Here is a 19,051-nt window from a genome sequence, read left to right as displayed (position 1 = left end):
GGGGATGAAGAAACCCCCTACTGATGGAAGTTTCACTTTATGTTGTACTAAGGAAAAATATGAATTGTTGTAACTATCGATGTACCTTACAATAATGTAATTTTATTGTAAGATAAATCGATAGTTGATCCCTTTTATATATTATACACTTTTGTTAACAAGGTCATATAAACAGTGTATAGATGGATAAATATAATGATAAATACGATAATACGTGCTTTATACCAAGATGATAATCATTATGTTATTCATCAATTGTTTGGAGATTATAAAAAATCCCCTTGTTTTTTGTAAGTTGAAACCCTATAAAGAAAAAGCAACTGTCCAACGCAGGACCAGTTGCTTTTTCTTTTATCCCGCTATTCGCGGGTAGTAAGCCCCCAAACGATGGAAGTTTCACTTTATTTAAAGTACCCTCTCATAATTCCTTTTAAGCGATTTGCATGGAATTTTCGTTTATCGTTAGAGATGTTTTGTACTGTACGGAATGTAGCAGCAGCAATGGCACGTAAAAAATAAGGGAATCCATAATGCAAGCGGATGACTCTGCCGAAACCTCCAGCATAGGAAATTGCTCTTTTTAATGATTGCTCATTAATGACTTCTTCTTTTACTGGGTGATATACGAAAAGGTCTTTCTTAAATACACCTGTATATCCACTCTTCATACCACGAAGTACAAAGTCCGTTTCTTCACCAGCTCCATAAATCGTTCCTGATCCAACTCCTAAGTCTTCATCAAATGTGCCTACATCTTGTGTAAATTGTTTCGTGAAGAATAATGTAAAGGAAGGTCCTATGAAGCCATATTTGTTATTTAAAATGATATCTGTTTCTGGTGCGTGTATTAAAGAGCCTGTCCCTTCTACATTTGTTGTATTAGTAGAGATAAAGTGAATGTCTTTGTTTTTTTCAAACGCTTCTTGGATGCTTTCTAATACATTTATTTCGTAAATACAATCATCGTCTGGAAAAGCAATAATATCGCCATCAGCTACTTTTAATCCTGTGTTACGTGCACGAGATAGTCCTTTGATCGGTGTGTATATATAGTTGATTGGAAATTTTTCTTTATAGTCCTCAAATAAATCAGAGATTGGTGTATCATTTTGATCGACTACAATGAGTTCAAAGTTTTTGTAAGTTTGCTTTTCTAACGATTTTAGTAAATCTATAATATCATCACGTCTGCCGCAAGTGGCCATGATTAAAGAGAATTTCAATCGTAACAGCTCCTTTAAGAAGTTTCGTTTGCATGAGAATTGAGGAAAAGATACAGTATCCTTTCCTCATAATTTATCCCGCATTAACGGGCAGTAAGCCCTCCACCTCAAGGTTGAGAGAATCGAAGAAGATAGGTGGGTGATATAACTGCCCGTAACAGCTCGATTGGTTCAACTAACCATCAGTGGGGGATGAAGAACCCCCCACTAATGGAAGTTTCACTTTATTACGCTTTTTTAAATTTTAATTTTATTTTATTTAAAAACATAAAGAGAATTTCATCTTTTGTTATCAATAGGATAAGGGCATAAGCAAATATATTTATCGCAATTGTGATAACAGCAAATGATAGTGTATTTTTGAAATACATCTTTACAAGAAATGTTAACGGAATAAATGTTAGTGAGTAGAATAAATATTTTAATTTACCCATATCAAACAATGTGTAATTTACTTTTAATTTCTTCTTCACATATATATATTCTAAAACAATTAATAAGCAGTTTGCCATCGTTGTTGTGAAAATAGCAGTTGCTGGTGTGAAGACATGAAAGATAATTAATGAGATATCTAATACAAGGTTTGTGAAACCGCATATGAATAAAAAGCGAACTAAAATATGTTCTTTCTTTTTCACATAAATAATTTGGTTCGATAGAATCGACTCGATGCCTAAGGAAACCATATATAGAGCGAAAATAGATAATGTATTCCCAGCAGATGCAAATTCCGCTCCACCGTAAATAACGACAGCTGCATGGGCAATTAGAAAAAGACCAATTGCAGATGGGAAGAGTGTAATAAAATATACTTTTGAAATTTTATTTAATAATGTTTCATACTCTTTTTCATCGGCATTTCCAGATAAATAAGATAATCTAGGGATCGTAACTTGAATAACACTAACCATGAGCGTATTAATAATCGTCATCATTTGAAAAGCCATTACGTAATAAGCGACATATTTTGCGCCCAAATGTTGGAAAAGTAAAAAGCGATCTAATTGTGTATACAAGATATTTGCGTTTGAAAAAATAACAACTAATAGTAATGGTTTTAAGTGCGGAACGATTCTAATATTAGAGAAATCAAATTTTATTCTCCGCTTAATGTATACAAAGCTGGAAAAATGATTTAAAAATGTTGAAAGAGCTAATAATGCTGCAAATTGTTTATAGTCATTCGCATTATGAACGATTATAAATAATAGCACAACGTAAGTTAATCTGACACAGATCGTTTTTATTGCAATAAAATCATAATTTTCATGAGCCTCATTTACCCATTCTACATAGAACATATTTGCAATGAAGTTAAATCCGAAAATAACTAAAACAGGGAATATTTTCTCATTTCCATAACCGATGTAACTAAATAATAAGAAGGCTGCTAGAGCAAGCAAGCTTGTTGTTAAGTTAATAAGGTAAAGGTTTGTAAAAAGCTGACTTACTTTCTTTTTATCATTTTTTATTAAGCTAATTTCTCTTAATCCATATTGATAAATACCAAATACGGCAAAAATAAAAAAGTAATTGAAAATTGTATCAGCCGAGTTTACAGTCCCCATTGAATCGGCTCCAAGTGCCCGATAAGCGTATGGTCCAACGAGTAGGGGGAGAATAACGTTAAAGACATTCAGTGTAATCTTATACAAAATGTTTTTAAATAGTGATTTTTGCATAACTAGACCCTTCTATACATAATTTTATTGAGTATATGATTTGTGTTTTATCCATTACACATTTTGTAATTATACGATTTATTTCATGTTATGAGCAAATTTTTTATGAAAATATGTAGAAGATTAACATGTATGTGTCTCTTATGTAAGATAATTAGGGGGAGGGGCACAAATATAAGTGTAATGCATGTGGATTTTTAAAATCAATTATCCCCCCTTCTTAGCATATGTTCGTAAGAAGAGGGGGGAATGTTAAGCTTTTTTTAGCGTAGTTAATTTTCTATAGATTGTACTAAAAGAGTAAACTAGAAAACATCCGCTTATTATACATATACATGGAATGATAAAGAAACCGTATCTAAGTATAACTAAAAAGATATTTGAGAGCGCAATATATCCCCATATTATACTTGAGAAAAGAAGGACCTTCTTGTTTTTTCTTAATGTGATTGAACCTAATAAGCCAGTTAGAACAACAAATAAATGTTGATTTTTAAAAGCGTCTATCACCCAGGGCTTGAAATAACTCCAATATAGATAAGTTCCATCGGGATTGTTAAATAAAGTAATTGTCTTCCCGACAGTAAACCATGAGAACCACAGAGCAAAATCATTATTAAATCCTTCTTTAATTAAGTGTTTTGCATAAGCTGCTTTATCTTCCGATGATAAGGAGTAGCCTGCGTTTAACATATCTTGTATCATATTGTCCTCATTATAAAAATTAAACGGATTTGCCCCAGATAGTAAGGGATCTCCTGCATGAGATGAAAAGAGATAGGCATGTCCAAATACAATAAAGTTACGAATAATCCAAGGACCCATAATTAATAGTGGGCCGATGCACCAAATGAACCCGATTTTAATAGCTTTCTTTAATCCATGATTGTATATAACAATGCCCCATGCAATAAGGAGTAATGGAGCTGGCGTTGGGCGAAACATTAGTGTAATAGCAGCAACGATTCCAAATATGATATGTAATCGAAATGAATCTTTTTGTAATACTAATAGGAATATCAGTATAGAGAGCATAAAGAAAAACATAGATGGTATTTCAGTTAACGTTGTTCTGAAAAAGTGATACGATGAAAAATAAGTTGTATATAAAAGGCTAGAAATAATCGCTATATATGTATTTTTAAATAACACTTTAGAAATCGCGTAAAGAATTGCTATTATTCCTAAATTAAGAAACATGTTCGTCAATTTTGCAAGTAATAAGTGATCGACATGTATCCACTCAGAAATTTGAAATATAGCAGCTAAATAAAATGGTTGTCCTGGTGTAACAAAAGCATTTGGTTTTGTTTCTGCATAACCATATATGCCATCATGTAGCAATTGCCAAGCCATTTTTGCATATTTAGACGCATCAAGAGAGCCATAAGTAGCGACTTCTTTTCCATAAATTTCAGGTTCATGGAATACTGATCCAGGATTCTTTATTAAAAAATACATATGGATCGCTAAGGCGAAAATTAAAATGTATAATAAGGGACTTTTATATATTTTATGTAAATTATTTATTTTCATTATTATGATGTTCCTTTCTTAAAAATCTTGTGTCTTATTTTGCGATAAAATAAGCCCCTAAAATAATAAGGCCAACTCCGAACCATTGATTAAATTCGATTTGCTCTTTAAATACAAAGTATGCAGCTAACATTCCTACAATATAACTCATACTTTGTAGAGGATAAGCAATACTAAAAGGAATTTTTGAAAGAATAAAAATCCAAACAGCGGTTGCTAATACATAAAGAATTCCTCCTCCTATAAAATAAGGGGAGAAGACTACTTTGAAAACAGTATTCAAGTTCCACTCTGTAACACCTTGAAGAGATAGTTTCCATAAAATTTGGCCGCTAACTAGTAAACATACATTTAAAAGTAAAATGAGATAGTACATTCTATTTTGATTGCTCCTTCTCTTTTTCCAGTTTTTGTTTTAATAATGCATAATCTTGTGTCAACGTCACAAGTTGATGATGTTGTTTAGATAACTTGCGAGTTAAATCGAAGATTAAAATAAAGCAAAATAGCAGTCCAAATAAGAATAAAATAGACGGTGGATATTCTACTTTAAGTATTTTACCAAACCAGTTTATAATTTTATCGGTAGAACTTAAAATGGCCATTGATATACAAACAAAAATCCATAAAATAGAATATTTTGTTTCTAACACTCCTCGACGAATGGAGTTAATAATAAGAAAAAATAATAAAATAATAAAGACGAATGAAAAGGTAATTATCGGCATGTGATCAGCCCTTTACGATTTTTTGCATGAGTATAGCTAAACTTACTTTAAACATGTAATATATAGATTTCAAAGGTGTAATGGAAGATTGCCCGCCTTGTCTTTCTTGCATATTTACAGAGATTTCTTTAATACGTAAGCCTTTTTTCTTTAGATGAATTAAAACTTCTGGCTCGGGATAGTCTTTTGGATAATTATAAGAAAAAATTTCAATTACTTTCCGGTTTATAGCGCGATAACCAGATGTTGGGTCCATAAAAGTTTGTTTTGTTAACAATTTTAATAATGCCGTGAAGTAAAAAATCCCAATTCTACGAGAGATACTGCCCTTATAAGCTGTTTTCTCGGTAAATCGAGAACCCAGTACCATGTCGCATTTATTTTCGGCAATAGGTTGAATAATTTTATATAAGTCCTCAGGGTTATGTTGGCCATCAGCATCAAATTGAATTGCAATGTCATAACCATGTGTATTGGCATATTTATATCCAGTTTGTACTGCGGAGCCAATACCTAAATTATAGGGTAGGTTTACAATATTAACGGGAAAATTTTTTACAATTTTCGATGTTTGGTCACGTGAGCCATCATTAATAACACAAACATCTAGTTGGGTGAAATGCTTTTTTAACTCCAATAGCCGCTGTAATGTGTCCCCAATGGCTTCTTCTTCGTTATAGGCAGGAATAATAATTAACGTTTTGGGTATAGAAATTGGTACCTCAATAGACATTATTGCACCATCCTTTATATAAAATGATTCTAGTAATAAATAGCTTGATTTAAACACACTTCATTTAATATATCATTAAAAGTATAGCAAAATAAAGAACAAGCTATGTAACTTTTTAAAGAACGAAAAGTGAACTTCTACTATTTGGAGCAAAAAAATGGTGAATATGATTAGGACATATTCACCAAAAGAGGTATATTTTATTGAAAAAATTAACCTTATACATTCCACGGTTTTTGAATTGTTAGTACTTCTGCCATTTCTTTACTTTTTGATCGGTTCATTTTTCGTTTTTCGGCACGTTCGGCACCTGTATTATATAGCCAGTGCTCTTCTTCTGTTTCAGCAATTACACCTGGTACAGAGGATGGTTTTCCGTCTTGTAATGCTACGAAAGTAATGAAGCAAGTGGCAGCAATGCGACGGTCCCCGGCTAATAAATCCTCTGCTACGACTTTTACGAATACTTCCATAGAAGATCTTCCTGCATAACAAACGAATGCTTCATAGCAAACAGAATCAGTTTGATGAATTGGTGTTAAGAAGTCAACAGAATCGATAGAAGCTGTCACACAGTGCTTACGGCTATGACGTGCAGCTGCGATAGAAGCAATACTATCAATTTCTGCTAATAATTTTCCGCCAAATAATGTTTGATGGTTGTTTAAGTCATTTGGAAAAACACGTGTTGTTTTTATCGCCCTGGATTCTCTCATAAATTTCTTTTCCATATTATCTACTCCTGTTTGTTTTGTTCTAATGATATCCATAAGAACTCGATTTGTTCTGTTCATTATTTATAATAATTAGTGAACAGAAGTTTCACTCTATATAGATTGTAGTGTAAAAGAGATTTCGCTTACATTGCAAGGGGGAATATGTGATGTTACTAGCTTTGTCATAGAAATAGGCTACCAGCACGCCTTTTATTCGTGATAAAATCGTCTTGTTAAAAATATAAAGTTAAAGGGAATATATACCCTTTAACAAAGGGAAAAAGAGGTGCTATACAATAGGATTATGAGTAACGTACAGATAGGCTTTCATTCTTTTTTTAACAAGATAGTAGTTGGACTCATGTTCCTCTTTTTTTTATATTCATTTTGGTATTCTTTTGAAGAGGTAGGCAATATTTTTGATATAAACTCTTCCAGTTTAGTAATTGTATTAGGTGTTTGTATCATTTTAATTTTGCTGGCTACATCTATTTTACAATATCGATTTACAAGTAAACAATTTATTCTTTTTCTTATTTCCTGTACTGTGGTACTTCGCTTTCTAGCAATTGTGTCGATGGGAGCCCCGCCTGAAGGTGACGCGAAGGTGATGTATGAGGCTGCTAAGCAAATTGGGCAAGGAAATACTAGCCTTAGTAGACTAGAAGCTTTTGTACAATCACCATTTATTATGTACGAATCCCTTTTTATTCGTCTTTTTGGAGATGCAATGTTTGTATTAAAGATATGTAATATCTTATATTGCGGGGCTACAGCTTTTTTTATTTACAAGCTTGCTTCTACGCTATTTCATGAAGAATGCGGCCGAATTGCAGCTATGTTGTATGCTGTGTATATTCCTAATATTGTACTTTGTTCCGTGTTAACAAATGAATATTTAGCAACATGTTTATTTTATTTTGCATGTTACTTACTTATACATAAAGGTTTAAGTCACTCGTATATGTGGGGAGTGGCCGCTTCTTTATTTGCTTTTAGTAATATGATTCGTCCGTTAGGTTTATTTTTGATTATAGCCCTTGTTATGTACCTTGTAGTGGTGGAAGTTTTACAAAGTGCAGAAAGAAAAAAAATGCTTCTTAAAATAGTAGGCGTATGCGTTATATTTTATGGTGTCCAGTACGGAGTAAGTTACGCGTTGGCAAAGTCAAGTAGTTTACAATATACATTTACAAATGACTGGTATGTTCAATCTGTATTAGTAGGAGGAAATGAAAAAACAACAGAACGGGAGAAAAAAGAGCATACGGTGGATCTTATAAATAAAAAGTTGAAAGAAATAGAGATGGATCGGTTTGCCTCTATTCAAAAGAGTTTAGGGAAATTACAGAAACAAGAAATAAAAAGCACTCTTATAAAGGGTGGATACCTTATACATATAATGATTACAATATTTGTAGCAATTGCTATGTTACATCTTCTATTTCAAAAATCGGGAAATGGAAGCTATATGTTGTTTCTGTTCATTATAGTAGGTTATTTATTTGCAAGATTTATGAATACGCGTATTGTATATGATAGCATACTAGTCCCTAGTTTATTGATATTGCAAAGCTATGGAGTATATATAGTATATCAATATTGTCAAAAGCTGTTTTTTAAAAAATAAAAGAATCCTCTAAGTAGGATTCTTTTTTTATTATTGTATATTGTAAATCTTTTGGGAGTTGCACTTATCGGTTTAATTCGGACATTAGATTGTCAGCTGTTAAGGCCATTTTTGCAGATGCATCTTCAATTGTCTTTATCACATATGTAATTAATTCAAGTTCACTTTCAATTTTTTGATTTTGTTCTTTTGAGTTAAACATATCGTTTACAATTTCTTCAAAATAATTATCCGTTTCATTCATACTATTTGTTCCCTCAGAGACAAGGTTATTAATTTGTTCAACAGAAGATGAAACGTGTGTAATTTGTTCATTTGTTTTTTCAACAAGCTTCGTTACATTTGAAATGGATTCTTTTGTTTGCTCAGATAACTTGCGGATTTCTCCTGCTACAACGGCAAATCCTTTTCCAAATTCACCTGCACGTGCAGATTCAATCGCTGCATTTAAAGCAAGTAAATTTGTCTGATCCGCAATCGATTTTACAATATCAATAATTTCGTTAATCTTTTTCGAAATAACTAGTAGTTCTTGTGTATCTTGAATAATTGTTTGCATATTGCCTTGCATGCTTTCCATTCGTTGATTTTGAATATGAAGCTGTTGTTTTCCTTGAGTTGCTTTTTGTTCTGATTGTATTGCTAATGATGTACCTGTTTTTGCAATATCAATAATGTTTTCTGATTGTGTTGTTAATTGCTGAATAGAAGCGCCTGTTTCTTCTGATACAGCAGCAAGTTCTTGAGCAATATGACTAATTGTCATTTGGGCAACTTCTTTTTCTTGTTCATGTTTTTTTCGAATTGCTTCATATTCTTGTTCGTATGCTGTTAAAACAATCTCTTGTTCGAGTGTAAAGAGTTTGTTTAGTACGTGAACAGCACAGCTGAAATCTTCAATTTTTATGAATTTTTCTTCTAGAATTTTAATAATGGAACGGAATAATTCTTGATATGCAGATGTATACCACTTTCTATGTAAACCAATTTTTACATGTTTCCGCGCGATTTGAACCCGACGTTGAATAAATTCTTCGTCAATATTGCCGCTAAATAATTGTTCAATATGTTTTTTTAATGTTGCTTGTAATTTTTGAACGGAACTATATTTTTCAATAATATGTATGAGGTGTGGTTGTTTTGTAATATTCTCATAGAATTTCTTTGTAATCCAATCAAGTTGTTCATAAATAAAAGGTTGTAGTACTTTTATAATCTGTAAATCCTCTTTTGCTACATGCAGCATTTCCATCTGTGTTGCTAAATCAGAATCTGTGGGTACAAGAAATGTTACTGTTTGACCTTTACTTTTCTCTTTTATACTCTTTTCTTTTGTTTGACTACTTTCCTTTTTAAAAAGACTTAGCATAATTGTTCCCCCTGTATATATTTATCCTATTATCCCAGAGCAGTAAGATTCCATCTCAAAATTTAAATATGGAAGCCCTTGCTGATAGAAGTTTCCCCTATAAAGCGCTTGCAATGCTGGTATTTCATTTATTATAGCTATTTTTTTTATTTTTCTCTATATTGTTATATAAAATTTAAGGGATGTTAATGACATAAAAAAAGAGAACTCTACCATGAATTCTCTTTTCTATGAAAATATATCAATTCCCTTTATGAATTTTTGCATGTGTCTTAAAAAAGACTGGAAAATGTACATTATAGATAAAAGTTACAACACGTATAGTAAATGTTACAAATAGACAAACATAGAAAGCTAATACGTGTGATCCCATTTCATACGTAATAAGAAAGCTAATTGCACCTAGAATGGAGGCAATTGCATAAATTTCCTTACGAAAGACATATGGGATATCCTGAGCGCAAATATCGCGCAAAATGCCACCGCCAATGCCTGTAATGACTCCCATAGAAACAACTAAGAAAGAAGCATTCATATGATGGGTAATGGCTGCATTTGCCCCGATTGCAGTAAATACGCCTAAACCAACAGCGTCTGAGAGCATAATAACAACTTGTAATTTATGAATCCGTTCAAAAAACATACAAGTAAATAATGCTGCTAAGATACTAATGAAAAAGTAAATGGGTTGAACAAATGCAACTGGAGGTAAGTTTCCAATCATAACATCGCGAATTATCCCGCCGCCAAGTGCAGTTGCTACAGATAAACAAAGGACACCAAATAAATCAAGTTCTTTTTTTAAACCTACTAATGTACCAGAAATGGCAGCTGCGATAATGCCGAGAAATGTAAATACGTCAATTAAAAACATCGCTCCGATCCCTTCTTTCTAATGATGTTCCAAGCAAAGAATATACACTAAAGTTATGAAAATAACAATTCCTGTTTCGCTACATGTAAAAAAAGTGAAGAAATACGGAAAGAAAGCGTTTGAAAATGTCATTTAACAATAAGGGAGGGGCATAAAGTGAAACTTCTATAAGCGGTGGTCTTACCGCCCGTGAATAGCAGGATAAATAAAACTAGTATTATAGAATATTTCGTCATTTGACTAAAATGATAAGAAAATACTACTTAGTCCATTGATAAATTATGCTATAATAAATATTTGGGACGAGTTAGAATATTTACAAATACTTATTATTTAGATTACAGTAACAATATTTATGGGGGTTAAAGATGTTAAATAACAATAGTTTAAGCTATAAATTTGAGCACTTTCTATTGATTTTTATTATATTGCAGCCAATTATAGACTTGCTGACATCACTTTGCATTTTAGTGCTCAAAATTGATGCGACGATTGGAATTATATCGCGCTTATTCGTTATGGCTCTTGGCGGTATTTATCTTCTCATGCAAGCGCGTGTTAGGGAAAATAGAAAATATGTTATATATTTACTCGGATTAGGAATTGTTCTTGGATTAGGCTTTATAAATAATAAAATGGTCAAACATCCGATGTTACAAATGGAGGATATTAAATTTATTGCAAAGGCGCTATACCCATTTGTTATGATAAGCTGTTATATTCTTGTATTTAAGTCATTAAAGATGAAAGAAACGATTCATACAAAGATGAGAAATTATATTGCATATGCAGCTTTAATTATGAATGTGATTATGGTCGTGTCTATCGCAAGCGGAACGGATTACAATAGTTATGAATTTGTAAAAGAAGGCTCCCGTGGTTGGTTTTATGCAGGGAATGAACTTGGATCTATTTTAGCAATCATCTGCCCGATAGTAATTTTATACTCTATCGAAAAAACAACGAGTCTAGCAAAGAGTTATTTTTGGATTCCGTCTCTTTTAATGATATTTTCACTATTTGCGGTCGGTACAAAAGTGGGACTTGGATCTATTTTAGGTACATTTGCTATCGCTATCTTTATGTGCTTTGTGCAAGCATTTTTACAACGTAAAGATCGTAAGAAAAAGCCATATTTGTTAAATGGTTTTATTGCAACAGTTGTATTTGCGGGGGTTTTAGGTTATATGCCATTCTCCCCAATATATAAAAATATGGGACTTCACGTTCAAATTTTTGAACAAAAGCAAGCAGCTCAAAAAGAACAAGAACAAGTGAAAGAACATAAAAAAGGGCATGTGACAAAAGAAGAGATTAAAAAAGAAAAAGAAGAAGAGAAGAAAGCTGAAACACAAGCTCTTATTTTTAGCGGACGTGAACTATTTGCACAGATGTATGTAGATTTTTATAAACAAGCACCTATGTCTCAAAAGTTACTCGGTATGGGATATGGCGGAAACTTTAAAGAATATCCAAAATTAATTGAAATGGACTTCCATGATTGGTTTTATGCATTTGGAATCATTGGTTTCATTTTTCTTATGATTCCGTTTGTATACTATGGTTTGAGAATAGTAATGGTGTTAATAACTAGATTTCGTGACGTGTTTACGGTCAAGTATGCATTGTTAGCTGCTGGTCTTGCGTTAGCGTTAGGAATCGCTTTTACAGCAGGCCATGTGTTAACAGCACCAGGAGTAAGTATTTATTTTGCTGTATTATTAGCATATTTAATCGTTGATTTAGAAATAGAATGATGGAAAAATAAAAGCTAGCATTATGTTAGCTTTTATTTTTTGTTATAGTAAAACAAGGAGAAAATATATTGATGGAGGAAGAAAAAGATGAAAGTGTTACATATGAATGCTGGAGCAGAAACAGGCGGCGGAAAAACGCATATTATTTCACTTTTGTCGCAATTTCCGAAAGATGAAGTAGAATTAGCAGTATTTGAAGAAGGGGCAATTGCAAACGAAGCGAGAGCGTTAGGGATAAAAGTACACGTTTTTTTACAATCATCTCGTTATGATATATCTATTCTTTCAAAAATACGTTCTTTTATTAATGAAGGACGTTTTGATATCGTCCATACACACGGAGCAAGAGCAAATTTTTATCTTTCCCTATTAAGAAGAAAGATCAATGCCAAGTGGGTTACAACAGTTCACAGCGATCCAACGCTGGATTTTATGCAACGTGGTTTAAAAGGCTGGGTTTTTACAAAGTTAAATTTACGTTCGTTTAAGAAGATTGATTTGTTTTTTGCAATTACAGAACGTTTTAAGAGAAATACGGTAACACTAGGTGTACCAGAGGAGAAAATTTGTACAATCTATAATGGAATTGAGTATGATCCTACACCAGCAAATCCTTATAATTTAGAGGAACAATTCGGTATACAAGCAGACGTATTTACAGCAATTCAAGTTGCGCGCCTTCATCCAGTTAAAGGACATGAAATATTATTTGAGGCATTGCAAAACATAACGATTCCAAATATAAAAGTATTGTTACTTGGTGATGGACCGATTGAGAATGAATTAAAAGAAATGGTGAAACAAAAAGGAATAGAAGATAAAGTACTATTTTTAGGACATCGTCAAGATGTGAAAGAATTATATGCATCGGCACATATTAATTTACTCACATCTCATAGTGAAAGTTTCTCGCTCGTTTTATTAGAAGCTGCAAACCAACGTTTAACCTCTATTGCTACAGATGTTGGTGATATGTCACAGCTCATTGTTGATGAGACATATGGCTGGATCATTCCAACTGGCGATGCTTCAGCTCTTGCTCATGCGTTAGAGGAAGCGTATGAAAAATGGAAGAATGGTGAATTGGCGGAGATGGGTGAGCGTTTGTATATGCATGCGTCTTCTCATTTTTCTTTACGAAAGGTGTATGAAGATACACATAAAGCGTATGAAAGGCTTCTAAATGATCATGTGAAATTCTAGGGATTAGCAGGGCTAATCATTAGTGAAAATGTTCACTGATGGAAGTTTCACTTTACCCCGCTCAAACAGGCAGTAACATATTTAGCTAAATCAGAGAAGCTGAATTGCTTGTTTGAACCTTATAGAAATAGAAAAGATATTTGAAATAGAAAGGATTTTAAGTATGGCAGTGCAAACAATTGATATTTTAGGCGTGCCCTTCTCAAAGATGACCATGGAAGAAACAATTCGATATATGATGCAGCAACTAGAAAAGGAACACGAGAATACATTTCAAGTTGTAACGGCAAACCCTGAAATTGTGATGTGTGCAAAAAAAGATGCTAAATTCCATGAAACGCTTCTTCAGGCAGATATTATTACACCAGATGGCATTGGCGTTGTAAAAGCAAGCGGCATGCTAGGTACACCGTTAAAAGAGCGTGTAGCAGGTTTTGATTTGATGAGTGATTTATTTAAAACATTATCACAAGAGAAGAAATCGATATCTGTCTTTTTACTTGGAGCAAAGCCGCACGTTGTAGAAAAAGCCGCTCAAACTTTAACAGAAAGATATACAGCAGTATCTATTGTCGGTACACAAAATGGATATTTTAAACAAGAGCAAGAAGAAGAAATTATTGCGCGTATTCAAGAAGCAAAACCAGATATTTTGCTTGTTGCACTTGGATTCCCAAGACAAGAAAATTTTATTCAGCATAATAAACATTGTTTAAATACAAAAGTAGCTGTTGGTGTTGGGGGAAGTTTTGATGTTTGGGCAGGAGAAGTAAAGCGTGCCCCGAAATGGATTCAAGCTATTCATTTAGAATGGTTTTATCGTTTATGCAGCAATCCAACACGCTGGCGTCGTCAGCTTGTATTAGTTGAATTTTTAAAAGAAGTGGTTCGTTCGAAAAGGTAGCGATATTTTGCTGCCTTTTTTCTATGCAAGTCTGTATGCGTGATGCATCTTTCCCATGAAAAAACGCCTATGTATGAAGTGTTTTTTCATGGGAAAGATAAGGTTTATGTAGGTAGTTTGTCTTCTTTAGTATGTAATGAAAAAAATATTTTACTTATGTAATATACATATGTAAAATGATGTGTAAAGACAGCTTTGTAAGGAGGACCTCTAGTGGGGAAAGTTACAGAAATCTCGAATCGAAAGCTTCTCGGAATTGCTGGGCTTGGTTGGCTATTTGATGCAATGGATGTTGGGATTCTTTCGTTTATTATTGCTGCTTTACAAAAAGAATGGCAGCTTAGTGCACAGCAAATGGGATGGATAGGGAGTATTAACTCCATTGGAATGGCAGTTGGAGCACTTATATTTGGAATATTAGCAGATAAAATTGGTCGTAAATCTGTTTTTATTATTACATTATTATTATTTTCTGTTGGTAGTGGTTTAACGGCTTTATCAACAACATTAACTGTATTTCTTGTATTTCGTTTTCTCATTGGAATGGGACTCGGAGGAGAGTTACCTGTTGCATCAACACTTGTATCTGAAAGTGTTGCAGCGCATGAACGTGGTAAAATTGTTGTTTTATTAGAAAGCTTTTGGGCTGGTGGATGGTTAATTGCTGCGCTTATTTCATATTTTGTTATTCCGACATACGGTTGGCGAATAGCGATGGTTTTAAGTGCAATTCCAGCTTTTTATGCATTATATTTACGCTGGGGTTTGCCAGATTCACCACAATTTCAAAAAGTACAACAAAAACAATCTGTATTTGCAAACATAAAGGCTGTTTGGTCTCAGGAGCACAGAAGAGCGACTGCTATGCTCTGGATTTTATGGTTTTGTGTTGTGTTTTCTTATTATGGAATGTTTCTTTGGCTTCCAAGTGTACTAGTATTAAAAGGATTTAGCTTGATTAAAAGCTTTGAATACGTATTAATTATGACACTTGCACAGCTTCCGGGCTATTTTACAGCTGCTTGGTTTATTGAACGTTTTGGCCGAAAGTTTGTGTTAATCACATACTTACTTGGAACAGCGTGCAGCGCATATTTCTTCGGGGCAGCAGACTCACTTCTCACATTAATGATTACAGGTATGTTGCTATCTTTCTTTAATTTAGGAGCTTGGGGAGCATTATATGCGTATACACCAGAGCAGTATCCGACAGTTATTCGTGGTACAGGAGCTGGTATGGCAGCGGCATTTGGCCGCATCGGTGGTATTTTAGGGCCACTATTAGTTGGTTATCTCGTAGCCATGCATGCTTCTCTTTCTTTTGTCTTTACGATCTTTTGTGCAGCTATTGTAATTGGTGCTCTTGCTGTGCTTGTGCTTGGAAAGGAAACAAAACAACAAGAATTAATATAATGAAAAGGAAGCTGTGTAAAGCTTCCTTTTCGTTGTTTTCTGACAAAAACATGCTATATTTGATAGAAAAATGGTTTATAAAAAGGGATTATTTCGAAAAAAGCGAATGTATACAACAAGGCGTATGGACAAAAGGATTAGGTGGTTGGGCAGACATGAAAATTTTAATCGTAAATGAACAAGAAGAAAACAGAGGACAATTAATACATTTTTTCAAAGAACATGTAAACAATTTGGAATGCTTTGAAGCGAAAACAGGAATGGAATCACTACAGATAGCGAAAAAGTATACGCCAGATTTTATTTTTTTAGATACACAATTACCAGATGCAACTGGTTTTGAAGTCGCAGGATTGCTGCGTCAATTAACATTACATACAAAATTTATATTTACAGGAAAGGATATGAAAGATGCAATTAAATCATTTCGTTTTCACGCTTTTTACTACTTATTGCAACCATTTGAGCAGGAGGACTTGCAGTTTTTATTGCATAGTATTGAACAAGAAAAAGTAACACGAGAGAAGAATCGATTGCAAAAGCTTCCGATTGAATGTCATGAAGGAATTACATATATTCTTCCAGACGATATTGTATACATAAGTAAGAATAAAGAAAATAAAACAGTTTCAATTTACACAACTGATAATCAATATATCTCAACGTATACATTACAAGAATTAGAAGGCAAGTTAGCGGTATACGATTTTTTACGTGTCCATAAAAGTTATCTCATTAACGTTATATATGTGCGTGAATTGAAGCCTTATTATAACGGAACGTATAACTTATATTTGGAAAGGTATGATAACCAGCCGATACCTGTTAGTCGAAATTATGTAAAACGACTTCGAAATAAAATTGAGTTGTAACAGTTCATGGAAGAATTTGGACATGTTAAAATAAAAAACCTTCATCATAAGGAATATTATATTTAACTATTCTGAAAATTTAGTACAATTCCCTCTAAGGCATAACATTAGGGGGGATTTTTGTTGAAAGCATGGAAATCTATTTTACTTTGGGGTGTGATTACGGCTTTAGGAGCAGCTGGATTTGCTGTTTTAGCGTTATCTCGCGGTGAAACAATTAATGCAGTTTGGTTGCTTGTTGCCGCTGTTTCCGTATATGCTGTTGCATATCGCTTTTATAGTAGATTTATCTCCAGAAAAGTTTTTGAATTGGACGACAATCGAAAAACGCCAGCAGAGCTTTTGAATGATGGGAAAGATTATGTTCCGACAAATAAATGGGTTTTATTTGGGCACCACTTTGCTGCAATTGCTGGAGCCGGGCCGTTAGTTGGTCCAATCTTAGCTGCACAAATGGGATATTTACCAGGAACGCTCTGGATTATTGTTGGAGTTGTGTTAGCTGGAGCTGTACAAGATTTCGTGATTTTATTTGCGTCTATGCGTCGCAACGGGAAGTCGCTTGGTGAAATGATTAAAGAAGAGATTGGTCCAGTAACAGGTTTTATCGCGATGATCGGTATTTTGGGAATTATGATTATTTTATTAGCGGTATTAGCTCTTGTTGTGGTGAAAGCTCTTGTAGGAAGCCCATGGGGAATGTTTACGATTGCCGCAACAATTCCAATTGCAATTTTAATGGGTGTATATATGCGTTACATTCGTCCAGGTCGTGTTGGAGAAGGTTCAGTTATCGGTATTATTTTACTTCTTTTATCGCTTGTAGCGGGTCAGTATGTAGCAGAAAATCCAACGCTTGCTACTATGTTTACATTTAAAGGTGAAACAATTGCAATTATGCTTATTATTTATGGATTTATTGCTTCTGCATTGCCTGTTTGGTTATTACTTGCACCGCGTGATTATTTAAGTACGTTTTTAAAGATTGGAACAATTGTTGGCTTAGCGCTTGGGATTGTGATTGTTGCACCAGATTTACAAATGCCGGCAGTTTCAAAATTTATTGATGGAACGGGCCCAGTATTTGCAGGAAATTTATTCCCTTTCTTATTTATTACAATTGCTTGCGGAGCTGTATCTGGCTTCCATGCACTTGTTTCTTCTGGTACGACCCCGAAAATGATAGAAAGGGAAGGACATGCACAGCCAATTGGTTACGGTGCTATGCTTATGGAATCATTTGTTGCAGCGATGGCAATGATTGCAGCTTGTGTACTAACGCCAGGTACATACTTTGCAATTAATAGCCCTCCGGCAGTCATTGGAACGGATGTAACACAGGCAGCACAAGTAATTAGTTCTTGGGGGTTCACTGTGACGCCAAATGAGCTGAAAGAACTAGCTGTAAACGTTGGAGAACAAACGATATTATCTCGTACAGGCGGGGCACCGACGTTCGCGATTGGGATGGCTCATATTTTCTCTCAAGTAATTGGCGGAAAAGCATTAATGGCATTTTGGTATCACTTTGCAATTTTATTTGAAGCGCTCTTCATCTTAACAACTATTGATGCAGGAACACGTGTTGGCCGGTTTATGATTCAAGACATTTTAGGGCACATTTATAAACCATTTGCAAAAACAGATTCTATGCTTTCCAATATTGTTGCAACAACGCTGTGTGTGCTAGGATGGGGATATTTCTTATATCAAGGGGTAATTGATCCGCTTGGTGGCATCAATACGCTATGGCCGCTCTTTGGAATCGCAAATCAAATGTTAGCTGGGATTGCATTATTACTTGGAACGACTATTTTGTTTAAAATGGGAAAAAAGGCATATGTTTGGGTGACGCTCATTCCGACAACGTGGCTATTGATTGTTACAATGACAGCTGGCTATCAAAAGTTATTTCATGAGAATCCGAAAATTGGCTTCCTCTCTCATGCAAAATTGTTCCAAAGTGCACTGGATAAAGGGAAACTATTAGCACCGGCGAAAAACGTAGCACAAATGAAACAAATTATTCTTAATGATTATATTGATGCGGCGCTTTGTGGAATTTTTATGCTTGTTGTAATCGCGGTACTGATATCGGCTATTAGAATATGGATACAAGTATTGAACAATAAAGCAACTCCATTAAAAGAAGCGGCGTATGTTCCACGCGATGAAAGTGAGGTACAGCATTATGCTTAAAACGATAATAAGCATGTGGAGATACCGAAAACAGTTTATTAGTTTGCTTGTTGGTGTACCTAGCTATGAGAAGTATGTTGCTCATATGAAACAACAACATCCCAATGAAATTGTATTATCTCGAAAACAATTTTTTGCTGAAGCGCAAGAAGCAAGATTTAATGCGAAGGGCGGTAAAGTTTCGAGATGCTGTTAAAGAGAATATAGTATAA

17 protein-coding genes and 1 pseudogene are annotated in these 19,051 nt (G+C 33.9%); 8 read left to right on the top strand and 10 right to left on the bottom strand.

All coding sequences use genetic code 11. The features are described from left to right. Positions 1–401: 401 nt before the first annotated feature. The 7 genes from AB1284_RS22315 to AB1284_RS22285 all read right to left on the bottom strand — a co-directional run bounded on the left by AB1284_RS22315 (position 402) and on the right by AB1284_RS22285 (position 6,633). Positions 402–1,223 (bottom strand): glycosyltransferase family 2 protein, encoded by an 822-nt coding sequence (locus AB1284_RS22315; RefSeq protein ID WP_429752937.1) that lies wholly within the window; start codon positions 1,221–1,223, stop codon positions 402–404. Positions 1,224–1,450: 227 nt separating this feature from the next. Next, positions 1,451–2,905: an oligosaccharide flippase family protein gene (locus AB1284_RS22310; protein WP_429752938.1), complete on the bottom strand. Its 1,455-nt coding sequence runs from the start codon at positions 2,903–2,905 to the stop codon at positions 1,451–1,453. A 252-nt stretch (positions 2,906–3,157) separates the two neighbouring features. Next, positions 3,158–4,441: an ArnT family glycosyltransferase gene (locus tag AB1284_RS22305; RefSeq protein ID WP_429752939.1), complete on the bottom strand. Its 1,284-nt coding sequence runs from the start codon at positions 4,439–4,441 to the stop codon at positions 3,158–3,160. A gap of 34 nt (positions 4,442–4,475) precedes the next feature. Then, positions 4,476–4,817: an EamA family transporter gene (locus AB1284_RS22300; RefSeq protein WP_429752940.1), complete on the bottom strand. Its 342-nt coding sequence runs from the start codon at positions 4,815–4,817 to the stop codon at positions 4,476–4,478. A 1-nt stretch (position 4,818) separates the two neighbouring features. Then, positions 4,819–5,169, bottom strand: a complete 351-nt coding sequence (locus tag AB1284_RS22295; protein WP_429752941.1) for a DUF2304 domain-containing protein — start codon at positions 5,167–5,169, stop codon at positions 4,819–4,821. Positions 5,170–5,173: 4 nt separating this feature from the next. Further along, positions 5,174–5,902 (bottom strand): glycosyltransferase family 2 protein, encoded by a 729-nt coding sequence (locus AB1284_RS22290; protein WP_429752942.1) that lies wholly within the window; start codon positions 5,900–5,902, stop codon positions 5,174–5,176. A gap of 218 nt (positions 5,903–6,120) precedes the next feature. Next, on the bottom strand, positions 6,121–6,633 hold the full coding sequence (locus tag AB1284_RS22285) for an acyl-CoA thioesterase (protein WP_429752943.1): 513 nt from the start codon (positions 6,631–6,633) through the stop codon (positions 6,121–6,123). Positions 6,634–6,979: 346 nt separating this feature from the next. On the opposite strand from AB1284_RS22285, the gene AB1284_RS22280 reads away from it, so the two are divergent. Continuing rightward, positions 6,980–8,248: a glycosyltransferase family 39 protein gene (locus AB1284_RS22280; RefSeq protein WP_429752944.1), complete on the top strand. Its 1,269-nt coding sequence runs from the start codon at positions 6,980–6,982 to the stop codon at positions 8,246–8,248. Positions 8,249–8,312: 64 nt separating this feature from the next. Here the strand turns inward: AB1284_RS22280 and AB1284_RS22275 are convergent, their stop codons facing one another. From AB1284_RS22275 to AB1284_RS22265, 3 genes and pseudogenes are all read right to left on the bottom strand, one after another. Continuing rightward, positions 8,313–9,014 carry a methyl-accepting chemotaxis protein gene (locus AB1284_RS22275; protein WP_429754394.1) on the bottom strand — a complete coding sequence of 234 codons (702 nt, stop codon included), beginning with the start codon at positions 9,012–9,014 and terminating at the stop codon, positions 8,313–8,315. 54 nt (positions 9,015–9,068) lie between these two features. Continuing rightward, a pseudogene (locus tag AB1284_RS22270) lies at positions 9,069–9,617 on the bottom strand (protoglobin domain-containing protein); the annotation flags it as partial. A 241-nt stretch (positions 9,618–9,858) separates the two neighbouring features. Next, positions 9,859–10,491 (bottom strand): trimeric intracellular cation channel family protein, encoded by a 633-nt coding sequence (locus tag AB1284_RS22265; RefSeq protein ID WP_429752945.1) that lies wholly within the window; start codon positions 10,489–10,491, stop codon positions 9,859–9,861. 368 nt (positions 10,492–10,859) lie between these two features. Between AB1284_RS22265 and AB1284_RS22260 the strand changes: the two genes are divergently transcribed. The 7 genes from AB1284_RS22260 to AB1284_RS22230 all read left to right on the top strand — a co-directional run bounded on the left by AB1284_RS22260 (position 10,860) and on the right by AB1284_RS22230 (position 19,035). After that, positions 10,860–12,248: an O-antigen ligase family protein gene (locus AB1284_RS22260; protein WP_429752946.1), complete on the top strand. Its 1,389-nt coding sequence runs from the start codon at positions 10,860–10,862 to the stop codon at positions 12,246–12,248. Between the two features lie 87 nt (positions 12,249–12,335). After that, positions 12,336–13,451 carry a glycosyltransferase family 4 protein gene (locus AB1284_RS22255; RefSeq protein ID WP_429752947.1) on the top strand — a complete coding sequence of 372 codons (1,116 nt, stop codon included), beginning with the start codon at positions 12,336–12,338 and terminating at the stop codon, positions 13,449–13,451. Between the two features lie 163 nt (positions 13,452–13,614). Continuing rightward, entirely contained in the window at positions 13,615–14,355 is a 741-nt protein-coding gene (locus AB1284_RS22250) for a WecB/TagA/CpsF family glycosyltransferase (protein ID WP_429752948.1), read from the top strand. A 213-nt stretch (positions 14,356–14,568) separates the two neighbouring features. After that, on the top strand, positions 14,569–15,768 hold the full coding sequence (locus AB1284_RS22245; protein ID WP_429752949.1) for an MFS transporter: 1,200 nt from the start codon (positions 14,569–14,571) through the stop codon (positions 15,766–15,768). Between the two features lie 155 nt (positions 15,769–15,923). Continuing rightward, positions 15,924–16,640: a LytR/AlgR family response regulator transcription factor gene (locus tag AB1284_RS22240; RefSeq protein WP_429752950.1), complete on the top strand. Its 717-nt coding sequence runs from the start codon at positions 15,924–15,926 to the stop codon at positions 16,638–16,640. Positions 16,641–16,763: 123 nt separating this feature from the next. Further along, positions 16,764–18,839 (top strand): carbon starvation CstA family protein, encoded by a 2,076-nt coding sequence (locus AB1284_RS22235; protein ID WP_429752951.1) that lies wholly within the window; start codon positions 16,764–16,766, stop codon positions 18,837–18,839. Next, complete coding sequence (locus tag AB1284_RS22230; protein ID WP_336482094.1) at positions 18,832–19,035, top strand: YbdD/YjiX family protein; 204 nt, start codon at positions 18,832–18,834, stop codon at positions 19,033–19,035. Before AB1284_RS22235 ends, AB1284_RS22230 begins: the two co-directional genes overlap by 8 nt. The last annotated feature ends 16 nt before the right edge of the window (positions 19,036–19,051 follow it).

The organism is Bacillus sp. S2(2024), from assembly GCF_050474045.1.
In the GTDB taxonomy this organism is placed as follows: Bacteria; Bacillota; Bacilli; order Bacillales; family Bacillaceae_G; genus Bacillus_A; species Bacillus_A yunxiaonensis.
This window is presented reverse-complemented; position numbering and strand designations above follow the sequence as displayed.

Coding starts and splice junctions, on each gene's coding strand:
- AB1284_RS22310 (WP_429752938.1), bottom strand. CDS start 2,905: ATGCAAAAATCACTATTTAAAAACATTTTGTATAAGATTACACTGAAT.
- AB1284_RS22305 (WP_429752939.1), bottom strand. CDS start 4,441: ATGAAAATAAATAATTTACATAAAATATATAAAAGTCCCTTATTATAC.
- AB1284_RS22300 (WP_429752940.1), bottom strand. CDS start 4,817: ATGTACTATCTCATTTTACTTTTAAATGTATGTTTACTAGTTAGCGGC.
- AB1284_RS22295 (WP_429752941.1), bottom strand. CDS start 5,169: ATGCCGATAATTACCTTTTCATTCGTCTTTATTATTTTATTATTTTTT.
- AB1284_RS22290 (WP_429752942.1), bottom strand. CDS start 5,902: ATGTCTATTGAGGTACCAATTTCTATACCCAAAACGTTAATTATTATT.
- AB1284_RS22285 (WP_429752943.1), bottom strand. CDS start 6,633: ATGGAAAAGAAATTTATGAGAGAATCCAGGGCGATAAAAACAACACGT.
- AB1284_RS22280 (WP_429752944.1), top strand. CDS start 6,980: ATGTTCCTCTTTTTTTTATATTCATTTTGGTATTCTTTTGAAGAGGTA.
- AB1284_RS22275 (WP_429754394.1), bottom strand. CDS start 9,014: ATGACAATTAGTCATATTGCTCAAGAACTTGCTGCTGTATCAGAAGAA.
- AB1284_RS22265 (WP_429752945.1), bottom strand. CDS start 10,491: ATGTTTTTAATTGACGTATTTACATTTCTCGGCATTATCGCAGCTGCC.
- AB1284_RS22260 (WP_429752946.1), top strand. CDS start 10,860: ATGTTAAATAACAATAGTTTAAGCTATAAATTTGAGCACTTTCTATTG.
- AB1284_RS22255 (WP_429752947.1), top strand. CDS start 12,336: ATGAAAGTGTTACATATGAATGCTGGAGCAGAAACAGGCGGCGGAAAA.
- AB1284_RS22250 (WP_429752948.1), top strand. CDS start 13,615: ATGGCAGTGCAAACAATTGATATTTTAGGCGTGCCCTTCTCAAAGATG.
- AB1284_RS22240 (WP_429752950.1), top strand. CDS start 15,924: ATGAAAATTTTAATCGTAAATGAACAAGAAGAAAACAGAGGACAATTA.
- AB1284_RS22230 (WP_336482094.1), top strand. CDS start 18,832: ATGCTTAAAACGATAATAAGCATGTGGAGATACCGAAAACAGTTTATT.